Annotated in this window: 14 protein-coding genes; 12 read left to right on the top strand and 2 right to left on the bottom strand. The window is 46.9% G+C overall.

Translation table 11 applies throughout. The features are described 5' to 3' along the window. Window positions 1-30: 30 nt before the first annotated feature. From PGL02S_RS23650 to PGL02S_RS23625, 6 genes are all read left to right on the top strand, one after another. Window positions 31-1,284 carry a methionine gamma-lyase family protein gene (locus PGL02S_RS23650; protein WP_036637545.1) on the top strand — a complete coding sequence of 418 codons (1,254 nt, stop codon included), beginning with the start codon at window positions 31-33 and terminating at the stop codon, window positions 1,282-1,284. 82 nt (window positions 1,285-1,366) lie between these two features. Further along, window positions 1,367-1,777: a MerR family transcriptional regulator gene (locus PGL02S_RS23645; protein WP_006209652.1), complete on the top strand. Its 411-nt coding sequence runs from the start codon at window positions 1,367-1,369 to the stop codon at window positions 1,775-1,777. 63 nt (window positions 1,778-1,840) lie between these two features. Next, window positions 1,841-3,169 carry a type I glutamate--ammonia ligase gene (gene glnA / locus PGL02S_RS23640; RefSeq protein ID WP_006209653.1) on the top strand — a complete coding sequence of 443 codons (1,329 nt, stop codon included), beginning with the start codon at window positions 1,841-1,843 and terminating at the stop codon, window positions 3,167-3,169. A gap of 146 nt (window positions 3,170-3,315) precedes the next feature. Next, window positions 3,316-3,732 carry a hypothetical protein gene (locus PGL02S_RS23635; RefSeq protein WP_036637546.1) on the top strand — a complete coding sequence of 139 codons (417 nt, stop codon included), beginning with the start codon at window positions 3,316-3,318 and terminating at the stop codon, window positions 3,730-3,732. A 139-nt stretch (window positions 3,733-3,871) separates the two neighbouring features. Continuing rightward, window positions 3,872-4,411, top strand: coding sequence for an RNA polymerase sigma factor (locus PGL02S_RS23630; RefSeq protein WP_036637547.1), 540 nt, complete (start codon window positions 3,872-3,874; stop codon window positions 4,409-4,411). Further along, window positions 4,404-5,222: a hypothetical protein gene (locus tag PGL02S_RS23625; RefSeq protein WP_036637548.1), complete on the top strand. Its 819-nt coding sequence runs from the start codon at window positions 4,404-4,406 to the stop codon at window positions 5,220-5,222. The genes PGL02S_RS23630 and PGL02S_RS23625 overlap by 8 nt, the downstream gene beginning before the upstream one ends. 73 nt (window positions 5,223-5,295) lie before the next feature. Here PGL02S_RS23625 and lexA read toward each other — a convergent pair whose 3' ends face one another. After that, window positions 5,296-5,922 (bottom strand): transcriptional repressor LexA, encoded by a 627-nt coding sequence (gene lexA, locus PGL02S_RS23620; RefSeq protein WP_006209658.1) that lies wholly within the window; start codon window positions 5,920-5,922, stop codon window positions 5,296-5,298. Window positions 5,923-6,097: 175 nt separating this feature from the next. On the opposite strand from lexA, the gene PGL02S_RS23615 reads away from it, so the two are divergent. The 5 genes from PGL02S_RS23615 (at window position 6,098) to PGL02S_RS23595 (ending at window position 9,069) form a co-directional block, all read left to right on the top strand. Next, the gene (locus PGL02S_RS23615) at window positions 6,098-6,469 is read left to right on the top strand and encodes a LysM peptidoglycan-binding domain-containing protein (protein ID WP_036637582.1); all 372 of its coding nucleotides are present in this window, start codon (window positions 6,098-6,100) and stop codon (window positions 6,467-6,469) included. 199 nt (window positions 6,470-6,668) lie between these two features. Continuing rightward, on the top strand, window positions 6,669-6,875 hold the full coding sequence (locus PGL02S_RS23610) for a DUF896 domain-containing protein (RefSeq protein WP_006209660.1): 207 nt from the start codon (window positions 6,669-6,671) through the stop codon (window positions 6,873-6,875). 160 nt (window positions 6,876-7,035) lie between these two features. Next, a complete protein-coding gene (locus PGL02S_RS23605) occupies window positions 7,036-7,560 on the top strand; it encodes a hypothetical protein (protein WP_006209661.1) in 525 nt (174 codons plus the stop codon). A gap of 42 nt (window positions 7,561-7,602) precedes the next feature. After that, window positions 7,603-8,394, top strand: a complete 792-nt coding sequence (locus PGL02S_RS23600) for an HAD family hydrolase (RefSeq protein ID WP_036637549.1) — start codon at window positions 7,603-7,605, stop codon at window positions 8,392-8,394. 270 nt (window positions 8,395-8,664) lie between these two features. Further along, window positions 8,665-9,069 (top strand): FixH family protein, encoded by a 405-nt coding sequence (locus tag PGL02S_RS23595; RefSeq protein ID WP_036637584.1) that lies wholly within the window; start codon window positions 8,665-8,667, stop codon window positions 9,067-9,069. 100 nt (window positions 9,070-9,169) lie between these two features. On the opposite strand, the gene PGL02S_RS23590 is transcribed toward PGL02S_RS23595, so the two are convergent. Then, window positions 9,170-9,706 (bottom strand): cupin domain-containing protein, encoded by a 537-nt coding sequence (locus PGL02S_RS23590; protein WP_006209664.1) that lies wholly within the window; start codon window positions 9,704-9,706, stop codon window positions 9,170-9,172. 168 nt (window positions 9,707-9,874) lie between these two features. Here PGL02S_RS23590 and metH point away from each other — a divergent pair, with 168 nt between their 5' ends. Continuing rightward, window positions 9,875-13,315, top strand: a complete 3,441-nt coding sequence (gene metH, locus PGL02S_RS23585; protein WP_036637551.1) for a methionine synthase — start codon at window positions 9,875-9,877, stop codon at window positions 13,313-13,315. Window positions 13,316-13,373: the final 58 nt, after the last annotated feature.

The raw sequence follows: 13,373 nt of genomic DNA, 5'->3' as shown, positions 1-13,373 counted from the left end.
CATGTGTAATAGAGGAGAGAGCGGTTTGTCATGGCAAGATTTTCGCAGGATATACTTGAATTAAGCAATGAGATGGAAGCAAAAATAGGACAGCGCTTGCGCGAGATTGACGCGATCGTGGACTTCAATCAGTGGAAGGTGATCGATGCCTTCCAGAAGCATCACGTAAGTGATTTTCACTTCGCGGCTTCCACCGGCTATGCATACAATGATCGCGGGCGGGAAGTGCTGGATGAAGTATATGCAGACGTATTCGGGGCCGAATCGGCCCTGGTGCGTCCTCATTTTGCTTCCGGGACGCATACGATTTCGACGGCGCTGTTTGGCGTTTTAAGACCAGGGGATGAGCTGCTGTACATTTCTGGACGTCCGTATGACACTCTTCATAAAGTCATCGGCGAGCCTGGGGACGGCACGGGTTCCCTTCGGGATTTTGGCATCGGTTATCATGAGATTGCGCTAACAGAACAAGGTGAGATTGATTGGAACCAGGTGGAGATGATGATCACGCCAACAACGAAAGTCATCGGTATCCAGCGTTCCCGCGGATATGATTGGCGCTCTTCCTTTACGGTCGCTCAGATCGGTGAAATGGTTGCCCGTATCCGTTCCATTCGCGAGGATTTGATTATTTTCGTAGATAACTGCTATGGCGAGTTTACGGAGCAATTGGAGCCTACCGAAGTTGGTGTTGACCTGATGGCAGGTTCTCTCATCAAAAACCCGGGTGGCGGCATTGCCGAAACCGGTGGATACATCTGCGGCAAGGCAGCCTATGTGGATATGGCAGCCTATCGGCTTACCGCTCCGGGAATCGGGCGTGAGGTGGGAGCTATGCTAGGCACGACGAGGGGAATTTACCAGGGGTTATTCCTCGCACCTTCTACGGTAGGACAAGCGGTCAAGGGCAGTGTATATGCTGCTGCGATGTTTGAGGCCGTAGGATTTACAACCAAGCCGGGCTGGCAGGAGGAACGGACGGATTTGATCCAGGCCGTTTCTTTTACCGGACCGGATCACTTGATCGCTTTTGTTCAAGGGATTCAGCGGGCAGCGGCAGTGGACAGTCATGTGGTGCCTGAGCCTTGGGATATGCCTGGATATGAGCACCCGGTAATCATGGCTGCAGGCACGTTCATTCAGGGAGGAAGCCTTGAATTATCGGCAGATGCCCCTATCCGATCTCCATACATTGGTTATATGCAGGGGGGGCTGACGTACTCTCATGTTAAATATGGGGTACTTATGGCCCTTCAAAGTATGAAAGATCGTAAACTATTGTGAGTTATCCTTACATGCGGTTGACGTAGCTGATCAGGAAATGTACAATAGGATCAGAATAGACCACTTGGAAGGTTGATGAGATATGGGTGATGAGATTCGGAGGAATATGGCGTTATTTCCGATAGGCATCGTTATGAAGCTTACGGATCTGTCTGCCAGACAGATACGCTATTATGAGCAGCATAATTTAATTGTCCCTGCCCGCACATCGGGCAACCAACGCCTGTTTTCCTTCAATGATGTGGAGCGACTGCTAGAGATTAAGGCTTTGATTGAGAAAGGTGTTAACATCGCTGGCATTAAGCAAGTTATGAACCCTGTCACAAAAGAGTCTGAAGAGGCTACCGTCATTACTCCTGATACGGAGAACAGACGCCGTGAGATGTCAGAGTCGCAGCTGCGTCGTTTGCTGAAGCAGGAATTGATTACCGCTAAAAGACCGGGTCAGGTTTCATTGATTCAAGGGGAATTATCCCGGTTTTTTAATAAATAAGGATTGCCATGCTGTAATTCTTCATTCACATTACTAGTTTTTATTTAAAAAGGAGAGGATAAAGTGAGTTATACCAGAGAGGACATTCTACGCATTGCACAAGAAGAAAATGTTCGATTTATCCGCTTGCAATTTACAGATTTGCTTGGAACGATCAAAAACGTTGAAATTCCTGTAAGCCAGCTGCCAAAAGCACTTGATAATAAAATGATGTTTGATGGTTCTTCCATCGAAGGTTATGTACGTATTGAAGAATCCGATATGTATCTGTATCCGGACCTCGATACTTTTATGATCTTCCCATGGGTATCCGAGGATCGTGTTGCGCGTTTGATCTGCGATATCTATATGCCTGACGGCACTCCATTTGCCGGAGATCCGCGCGGTATTCTGAAGAGAGCTTTGGAAGAAGCCGAAGAGATGGGTTTCACTTCCATGAATGTAGGTCCAGAACCGGAATTCTTCCTGTTCAAGACTGATGAAAAAGGCAACCCAACCATGGAGCTTAATGACCAAGGCGGATACTTTGACCTGGCACCAACGGACCTTGGCGAGAATTGCCGCCGCGATATCGTGTTGACGCTGGAAGAGATGGGTTTTGAGATCGAAGCATCTCACCATGAGGTGGCTCCTGGCCAACACGAAATTGACTTTAAATATGCGAGTGCTATCAAAGCAGCCGATCAGATCCAAACCTTCAAATTGGTTGTTAAGACGATTGCTCGTCAGCATGGTCTGATTGCTACCTTTATGCCGAAACCACTCTTTGGCGTGAACGGCTCTGGTATGCACTGCAACCAATCGCTCTTCAAAGGCAACGAGAACGCGTTTGTTGATGAGAGTGATGAGCTTGGCTTGAGCGTAACTGCTCGTAACTACATGGCGGGTATTCTTAAGCATGCACGCGCATTTGCTGCGATTACCAACCCTACGGTTAACTCGTACAAGCGTCTCGTGCCTGGTTACGAAGCACCCTGCTACGTAGCGTGGTCTGCAAGCAACCGCAGCCCGATGATCCGCATTCCTGCATCCCGTGGCCTCAGCACACGTATCGAAGTGCGTAACCCGGATCCAGCAGCTAACCCATACCTCGCTCTTGCTGTAATGCTAAAAGCAGGTTTGGATGGCGTTAAACGCGAATTGTCCCTCCCGGCTCCAATCGACCGTAACATCTATGTGATGACGGAAGAAGAGCGCATCGAGGAAGGTATCCCAAGCTTGCCGGCAAACCTCAAGGAAGCGCTCAACGAATTGATTCGCAGCGAAGTTATTTCCGACGCACTTGGCGATCATGCGCTGGCGCACTTCTATGAGCTGAAGGAAATCGAATGGGACATGTACCGCACACAAGTTCACCAATGGGAACGCGATCAGTACATTACGATGTATTAATAGAGGAATCCCCGCTGCTATATGGCAGTGGGGATTTTTTTGTTTAAGTCGGTGTAGGTGTGGCAGCGCCGACTTGTCATTCCAACTACGCTTGATTACAATAACATTACCCGAAATCAAAGGAATAACCGTAGAGGAGATTATAAATGGCCGTACTTAGGGACCTCCATGAAGAGGAAACTCGGGTTGAATTCCGTTTTATATCACGAATACCTGGTGAGAATGAAGGATGCCAGATCCATTTTAAGTTTTTTGAAGCGGATCATTTAATTTATGATTTGAATTTTGGTTGGACCAACCTGACGATTCGAAATTATATTAGAGTTACGACGGAATTTCCTCTTGATAGGCTTAATTTATTTAGTCTTAATGGTTTATTTATGTCTTTTGAAAAACATTTATATCAATTGGATTGGAAAGAAACAGATACGGCAGGAAGTTATCAATTGGGTTTTTACGGGTCTGAGCAGGATTTTAATCTTACTGCTGACATAGAATCCATAAGAAGATTTGGTTCTGAATTTAAATTGAATTGGGACCAGGCTCCTTTAACGAGTGAGTAACATAATCTTTAGAAACCAGTTAACATTAACCGGGAATGAAGGGGATCAACTCCATGTGGGGGAAGATGCCTTTTTTATTTATCAAAATTTTGGGAACTTTTACTCGCTTCAATGACTCTAATTAGATGAGGTGAATCGGTTGGAGCTTGAATACGTAGCAAAAATGTCGGAGATGGACACACAAACCTTGAATGAAATGATGAACCAGTATGGAAATGATATATGGAATTACGCCTATTTTTTGACCAAGCAACATGCTCTTGCTGATGACATTGCCCAAGAGGTTTTTATTAAGGCCTATTATGGAATACATACGTTTCGTGGGCAGTCGACGTTAAAGACATGGCTGCTTACGATTACAAGACATACGGCGTTCCGGCACAAACAGGCTTTTTTCTTGCGGAAAGTGACCTTGCAGGACAAGCCGCGTCTGGATGCGCAGAGCCGGTCAGCTGAAGCGGAGTATATGGAAAGTCAGTATACAGATGAGATATGGAGGATGATTATGAGTCTGCCAAGAAAGTTCAGGGAGGTGCTGGTTCTAGATCTTTACTACGAAATGCCGATCACTCAGATAGCGGAGCTTCTAAACGTAGCGACTGGTACGGTTAAATCCAGGCTGTATCGGGCGAGAAAAAAAGTGCAGAACATGTTAAAGGAGAATTCTGGTTATGAATGAGGAAAAGCCTGATTGGTACGAGCGAGCGCAACAAGGTCTTTTTCAAAATGAACCATTTACCGCCGAGATGAAAAATAAGGTGCAGGTGTCACTGACCCAAGGTAGCCATAGATCAAAGCGTCGTCCATATTTACGTGTTGGTATGACTGGCGTGCTATTGTTTGTCATTCTACTGCTATTGATTCAGTTTCCTTGGGGGGAACGTACGGTACAACAGCATACGGCAGGGGGGGGACCATCCCCATCTGTGACGGAGACGATTCGCGCAGAAGGTACAACGGATGAAGGAACGTTACAGGTAGTTGCCGTCGATAAGGAAGAGATAACGGAATTAGGAGCTCCCAGCTGTTTCGGACTCGAAACGGATCTGTCGTTTAAAGGGGATTACAAAGTGAAGTACGCGGTAGAGGGGACCTCGGAGGATGTGGTTGTCCTTGAGGATCTCACCTTCATACAACCAACTTCCGCTGCTCTTCAGATGATTCGATTGCCTTTTCAGGAAGCGGATGTGTTCATACTCGCCCCGCAATATAAGGACTGTCACGGAATACAAATCTATGCATTTGCGGTGGAGCATGGGAGTGGTAAGGCGGTGCAGCTGCAATTTGAGGAGGAGTTCTCTAGAGCCAGCACGTCCTATTACAGACCGGGCACTACACCTACGGTGAAAGATAATAAGCTTGTTCTGAAGTCCACGGAGGGTCCAGGCGGGGAAGGCTCGCCTGAATATAATATGGCTGAGAGAATGTATCAATTAGATCTTAGGCAAAATGCCATGGTGATGGTCTTGCGCAAGGACCGGAAATCTTAAGGATTAAATAACGTAGCACAAGAGGTTACCATCCAACTAAGGAAGGTAACCTCTTGTTCATTGATATATGAAGTTAGTGTACATCCCTAAAGAGACCGATGACTTTGCCGAGAATGGTTACATGATTCAGGCGCAGGGGCTCGTAAGTAGGATTCTCCGGCTGCAAGCGAACGTGGTCCTTCTCTTTGTAGAAGGTTTTTACGGTTGCTTCGTCTTCCTCTGTCATCGCTACTACAATGTCACCATTGTCTGCAGTTTGCTGCTGGCGAACAATGACATAGTCACCGCTATGTATGCCAGCTTCAATCATGCTGTCACCAACAACAGATAACATGAATACCTTATCGTCCCCTACATAATGCTGAGGGAGAGGGAAGTAATCCTCGATGTTCTCCATGGCGGTAATAGGTACGCCTGCAGTGACTTTACCGACAACAGGCACTCTGGCAATGGTGTGGGTAAACAGATTAGCGCTATCGGATTCTTCTTGGCCAAGCAGTTCGATCGCTCTTGGCTTCGTAGGGTCACGGCGGATCAGGCCTTTCTTCTCCAATCGGTCTAGATGACCATGGACCGTTGAACTGGAAGCTAGTCCTACAGCCTCGCCGATTTCCCGGACAGAAGGCGGGTAACCCTTGCTACGAACTTCGTTGCGGATAAACTCTAAGATCGCCAGCTGGCGGCTGGATATTTTCGACATGCCGTATCAACCCCATTTAGTAACGTTTGGGAAAATTATAACATAGAACTTCCGTTCGTACAAACATAAGTTCTAAAAAAAGATAGAACAAATGTTCTTTTAGGTATTGTATCAAACAAGTGTTCGTGTTATTATGAATTCATAAGAGAACACTTGTTTGGGAGATGATGATTCCATGTTGAAATACAGTACATACCGTAGTATTTATGAGAACGTTCCTGTGCGAACGGAGAAGTCTTCGGTGACTTGGGTCTATCAATTGAAATCCAGAATGACTTCCATCCCTTTAATTAAACTTCTATTCATTCTGCTGATTGTTGCATCCTTTTGGACGGGGGCCTATTCCGTTTTTGCCGGGGGAATGGAAAAGCCGACAGGTGAGAAGTTGGTCATTGTTCAATCCGGCGATAGTTTATGGCGTATCGCTTCCCTTCATAAACCAGCTGATATGGATACGCGCGTATATATTGATAGTATTAGAAGAACGAACGGTTTGAAAGGTCCTGACATACAGGCAGGAGAGGTGTTATCATTACCGGTGTGGTAATGTAATGAGCAATCCATTCTAACGCGTATTGTTTATTTCTAATTACTATTACTCTATTGTTAATGATGGGGAGGACCCATTCATACTAATCATACATTCATATTTATTCTTAATGAGAGTTTGCAAGGGTGCGGTTTCCTTGACAAGCTCTTTTTCACATGTTTAAGTTATAAATGATATTGGAATTGGAGGAGAAGGCATGGATATTGATACTTTGGTTGAACGCATTAATGTATTAGCAAGAAAACAGAAGAGTGAAGGGTTGACTGAAGAAGAGCAGAAGGAACGGGCTGAGCTTCGGGAAATATACCTTAACAATATTCGTAGTAACTTTAGACAACAGCTTGAATCGATTGAATGGGTAGATGAAAATGAAGAAAAAGGCGGCCCACGATTAAAGCAGTAGTCTATGAAAACTGTCTCATGATCTGATCAGAGGATTAATGGGCAGATAGAAGGATAGAATCATAACATTTGGGATGCCGGTTCATTTGTAGAGAATTGAACACGGTTTCCCAAGTTTATATGGTTTAAATCATATTGAAATTGAGTCCAGGGGGAACCATATGTCACGATCATGGGAAAGAAAAGTCAACAAGAATATGTCACAACTCAACAAGCAGCGTAAGAAGCAAGGGCTGTCCTCGTACCAAGGCTCCACCATCTCCGATAAGAGTGATGTGTTTAAAGGACGTAAATACGTTCTGCCGTTAGTGCTCGTTGCGCTTGCCGGGCTGTACGCCCTTCTGGGCACTGCAACGTCTGGGGCAACAGGAGGAAGCAATGATGTGTTGAACTGGGTGGGTGTCAGTTTGTATATTCTATTGGCGCTTATGATTTTCTTGCGTAAGCCTTATTTGAAGATAGAGCGTGCCTCTGTATCCACGATGAAATTCAACCGGGAACGCCGTTTGGCTGTATCTGACATCGAGAAGATCAAAATTGCTTCGGGTTCCGTGGTTATCCAGGGCAAAGGGAAAGCGGGCAATTGGGTGTTCTCACGTATGATGAATCTTTATGATACCAAAGCGATGGGCGAGAGGCTGGAGGAGTTTGCCAAAACTCATCAAATTCCAGTGGAGCATGACTAATCGACAGAGCAGATAACAGTCAATATGGGGAGTGGGAGAGAAATGCCGATAGCTGCAGTGTTATTTGATTTGGATGATACGTTATTGTGGGACGAACGAAGTGTGGAAGAGGCTTTCGAAGTGACAAGCCAAGCGGGGGCAGCGGAAACCGGCGTCAATGCAGCTGAACTACTGTCTGCGGTCAGGGAGGAAGCAAGAGCATTATATGAATCGTATGATACGTTTGCTTTTACTAAAATGATCGGAATTAATCCGTTTGAAGGCTTGTGGGCGAATTTTACGGCTGGAGCACAGCCGGAATTCAGGAAACTTCAGGAACTTGCACCCGTTTACCGCAAAGAATCGTGGCGCCGAGGACTTATTCGCGTGGGTGTGGATAATGAGTCGTTGGCTGAGAAGCTGGCTGAACGATTTGCTTCAGAACGTCGAACAAGACCCTATGTATATGAAGAAACCTTTGAAATTCTGAAGGAATTGCAGGGCAACGTGAAATTACTGCTTCTGACGAACGGAAGTCCTGATCTGCAGCAGGAGAAGCTGAATGGCGTCCCGGAGCTGGTCCCATATTTCGATCATATTATCATTTCCGGCGATTTCGGCAAGGGTAAGCCAGATGTCTCCATATTCAAGCATGCACTTGATCTGTTAGGTGTGGAGGCCGATCAAGCTGTTATGGTCGGGGATAAACTGACAACGGATATTAAGGGCGGCAATGCGGCTGGGCTCCATACCGTATGGATCAATCGGGTCGATCGTCCCCATGATCCGGGTATACAGCCGAAGTTTGAAATCAAGCATTTATCCGAACTGCACGGCATTTTGAGGAATTTGTAAATTACAAGTATATAAATATCCATCGATACGTTATCGTACATAGAAACAGTCCTGAAGCAGATTATGCGATCCGGGGCTGTTTTTTTGTTGGTCCTGTCGCCTGAGTTTTGTTGTGATTACCGCCTGTGACAAACGTCACACAATTGTAAGCTGTATGAGATAGAAAAAAAAGGTTAATACGATATAATGGATAGTAAGCTTACGCAGATTGGCATGGACCATTACGTGGATGAACCATACATAGCATTATATCGTAAAGAGGTGTTAGGCATGACAACGAAAAAGGTGGCTTTGTTTGCAGCGATGGTACTTATGGCTGTTGCGCTTGCTGCATGCAGTGACAGCCAAGCGGAATACAGCGATGATGTGATGGCAGAGCCTATCATTGTAGAACTGACGTTGACGCCGGAGAGCATTCAGGCTGGTGAGAAGGTATTAATTCAAGCAAAGGTGACACAAGCAGGCAATCCGGTGGAAGATGCGAATGATGTGGAATTTGAAGTAACACTCGAAGGTGGAGGCGTACAGGCGAAGGTGCCGGTTAAGCACGATCAGGATGGGGTATACCAAATGGAAAAAACCTTCGCCGATGCCGGAACGTATCGTATCGTTTCGCACGTCACAGCAAGAGGACAGCACTCGATGCCGTTGAAGGAACTCACGGTAACGGAGTAATGGAGTAATGCAACACAATAAAATAAGGCAGCGCAGGATCCGTGAATCGGATGGTTGCGCTGCCTTATTTTATTTTCCTATTCAATCAACCATTGCAGTTTTATTGGAACTGGGGATCCGCTACCGGTGTAGCTACCCATCCGTTCTCTTCAATGAAGAGACGAACTGCGATGATCTGTTTGTTCTCCATCAATGTGAAGAAGTGAGGCGTGTTTTCCGGAACGGAAATGACATCGCCGGGCTCAAGCTCAACATTAAAGTATCCTACATCGTCAGAACCTTTAATAATGAAGATCCCTTTACCGCCGACAATCGCACGGATTTCGTCTTCCGAGTGCGTGTGAACCTCTTCGAATTTCTTCAGCAGGTCCTCTATATTGGGCGTTGACTCGGAAAGTGTGATGACATCCCAAATTTTGTAGCCGCGTCTTGCAGCCAGGTCGCGAATCTCTACATCAAAGATGTCCAAAATGCGCTTCTTATCGTCATCACTAAGCTTGAAATTTTCTTGAAGCGCTGCCGGGAGTTTTTCCATATTCCAGTGCTCGTAAACAACCTCTTGGTTATTCAGGAATTCCCGAACATTTTCTTCCCCGGTAATACGTTCGTTCGTATTGCGAATTACAATCTCTGCCATAGCTCTAACCCTCTTTCTCCCGTTGGATTAATATGTATTATAGCCCCCCTCACCGCGTTTGTCATCTGCAAATGTTGATTTGCCCGAGTAACAACGCATATTTCAGCTTTTCTATTGAAAAATATTCTGATACACTAAGATTTAACGTTTTCCGGGGAGGTTTATGAGTTGAACAAGCCTAGCTTACAAGAAGTACTTAAGGAACGAATATTAATTCTTGATGGTGCCATGGGCACCATGATACAGCAAGAGGACCTCTCGGCAGAAGATTTTGGCGGCCCGGAGCTGGACGGTTGTAATGAAATGTTGGTCATTCATCGGCCGGATGTCATTCAGAAAATACATGAACAATACCTTGAAGCAGGTGCAGACCTGATTGAAACGAATACATTTGGCTCAACCTCCGTTGTCCTTGCTGAATATGATGTTCCGGAGCTTGCCAGGGAACTCAACCTGAAAGCAGCGCATTTGGCGCGTGCTGCGGTTGAAAAATATTCTACCCCGGACAGTCCTCGCTATGTGGTGGGGGCAATGGGGCCGACAACCAAGACGCTCTCCGTCACCGGCGGTGTGACTTTTGCCGAGTTGATTGAGAGTTACGAGGAGCAGGCCGTGGCTTTGATTGAAGGAGGGGTTGATGCGCTGCTGCTCGAAACTTCACAGGATACGTTGAACGTTAAAGCGGGGAGCATTGGCATTCGCCAGGCGTTTGAGAAGACGGGTGTTACCCTTCCTATTATGATTTCCGGTACCATCGAACCGATGGGAACCACGCTTGCCGGTCAGAATATTGAAGCATTCTACATTTCATTGGAACATTTAAATCCGGTATCCATCGGGCTTAACTGCGCTACAGGCCCGGAATTCATGCGCGACCATATCCGGTCTTTGTCTGAAATGTCAAGAAGTGCGATCAGTTGTTATCCTAACGCTGGTCTGCCTGACGAGAACGGTCAGTATCATGAATCCCCTGAGTCGTTGGCCCAGAAGATGGGTGCTTTTGCAGAAAAGGGATGGCTCAATATTGCCGGCGGTTGCTGCGGGACAACTCCTGATCATATTCGTGCGCTAAAGAATACGATGGACACCTTCCTGCCACGTCCGCTGGATGGTACGCATTTACCGGCATTGTCCGGCATCGAGCCTGTCTATATTGAGCAAGAAAACCGCCCATATATGGTGGGTGAACGTACGAATGTACTGGGTTCGCGCAAGTTTAAGCGTCTAATTGTTGAAGGCAAATACGAAGAGGCATCCGAGATTGCCCGTGCACAAGTGAAGAACGGTGCTCATATTATTGACGTTTGTGTGCAGGACCCTGATCGTGAAGAAAGTGAAGACATGGTCAAATTCCTGGAGCTCGTGGTGAAAAAGGTTAAGGTACCACTGATGGTGGATACAACCGATCCGGCTGTCATTGACTTAGCCCTCCAATACTCGCAAGGCAAAGCGATAATTAACTCCATTAACCTTGAAGATGGCGAGGAGAAATTTGAGCAAGTGATTCCCTTGGTACACAAATACGGTGCTGCGGTCGTAGTGGGCACCATCGATGAGAGCGGCCAGGCGATCCATCGTGACGACAAGCTGAAGGTAGCTCAGCGCTCTTATGATCTGCTCGTGAACAAGTATGGTGTTTCACCGGAAGATATTATTTTTGACACACTGGTATTCCCTGTAGGTACTGGAGACGAGCAGTACATCGGATCCGCCAAGGAAACCATTGAAGGCATTCGTATTATAAAAGAAGCGATGCCGAAAGTGCATACGATTCTTGGAATCAGCAACGTTTCCTTCGGATTGCCGGAAGCAGGACGCGAAGTGCTGAATTCCGTGTATCTGTACGAATGCACCAAGGCGGGCCTGGATTATGCGATTGTGAACACAGAGAAGCTGGAACGGTATGCCTCCATTCCAGAAGAGGAGCGCCGGTTGGCGGAGGATCTGATCTACCGCACCAATGATGAGACATTGGCAGCCTTTGTGGCGGCATTCCGCAACAAGAAGGTCGAGAAGAAGGTTCAAGTCTCGAATTTGACTCTTGAGGAACGCCTTGCTTCCTATGTAGTGGAAGGGTCTAAGGAAGGACTTATTCCGGACTTGGATGAAGCATTAACCAAATACGGAGCCCTTGAGATTATTAACGGCCCATTGATGAATGGAATGAGCGAGGTTGGCCGATTGTTCAACAACAATGAGTTAATCGTGGCAGAAGTGCTCCAGAGCGCAGAAGTAATGAAAGCCTCCGTGGCGTATTTGGAATCCTTCATGGAGAAAAACGAGTCATCGGTCAAAGGTAAAATCATGCTCGCCACCGTCAAGGGAGATGTGCATGATATCGGCAAAAACCTGGTGGAGATCATTCTGTCCAACAATGGTTATCGAATCATTAATTTGGGTATAAAAGTACCACCGGAGCAAATTATCGAGGCCTACCGGCGTGAACAGCCTGATGCAATCGGTTTGTCCGGTTTGCTGGTCAAATCAGCCCAGCAGATGGTATCAACGGCCCAGGATTTGAAGAATGCCGGGATCAGCGTTCCGATTATGGTAGGCGGAGCTGCCCTGACACGAAAATTCACCAAAACGCGCATTCGTCCGGAGTACGATGGGATGGTGCTCTATGCCAAGGATGCGATGGATGGTCTTGCTTTGGCAAACCAGCTTAGCGATCCGGTGCAGCGGACAAAAATGGTTGAAGATATCAAGGCAGAGCAAGAAGCGGAAGCTGCGGCTCCTCAAGTGGTGAAAGTGATGCCTAAGCTGTCAGAGGGCTTGCGATCCAAAATATCGACAGATGTCCCGGTGTATATACCGCCGGATATGGAGCGGCATGTGCTCCGGAATTATCCGATCTCGCATATCCTGCCTTATATCAACATGCAGATGCTGTTAGGACATCATCTGGGACTTAAAGGATCCGTGGAACAGCTGTTAAAAGCAAATGATCCGAAGGCAGTATCCCTTAAGGAAACCGTTGACGGCATCCTGGAGGAGGCCGTTCAATCGGGCATCATTCAGGCGCATGCCATGTACCGTTTCTTCCCGGCGCAGTCGAGAGGCAACGATATCATCATATATGATCCGAATGACACAACCAAAGAACTGCATACGTTTACGTTTCCGAGACAGCAGGTTGAGCCATACCTATGTCTGGCGGATTTCTTGAAATCCGTAGATAGCGGGGTGATGGATTACGTCGGATTTCTCGTTGTTACAGCAGGACACGGCGTAGGAAAACTGTCCGGGGAATGGAAGGACAAGGGAGATTATCTCCGCTCCCATGCGCTTCAATCCGTTGCCCTGGAAACGGCAGAAGGACTGGCGGAGCGGATTCATCACATGATGCGGGATACTTGGGGATATCCGGATCCGGCAGACATGACCATGAAGCAGCGCTTGGGTGCCAGGTATCAAGGCATTCGCGTCTCCTTTGGTTATCCGGCTTGCCCGGACCTGGAAGATCAGGAGCCGTTGTTTAAGCTGCTGCAGCCAGAGGATATCGGCGTTCAACTCACAGAAGGATTCATGATGGAGCCTGAGGCGTCGGTATCGGCGATGGTGTTCAGCCATCCTGAGGCACATTATTTTAACGTGGATAAAGCTTAACCTGTTGAATACCGGCATAGCCGGGTTGAAATCCTCCGAATGTTTCGGGGGATTTCTC

Origin of the sequence: Paenibacillus glucanolyticus NBRC 15330 (assembly GCF_004000885.1) — a bacterium.
Lineage (GTDB): Bacteria > Bacillota > Bacilli > Paenibacillales > Paenibacillaceae > Paenibacillus_AQ > Paenibacillus_AQ glucanolyticus.
The sequence above is the reverse complement of the archived record's forward strand: the minus strand, read 5'-3'. Positions and strand labels throughout refer to the sequence as shown.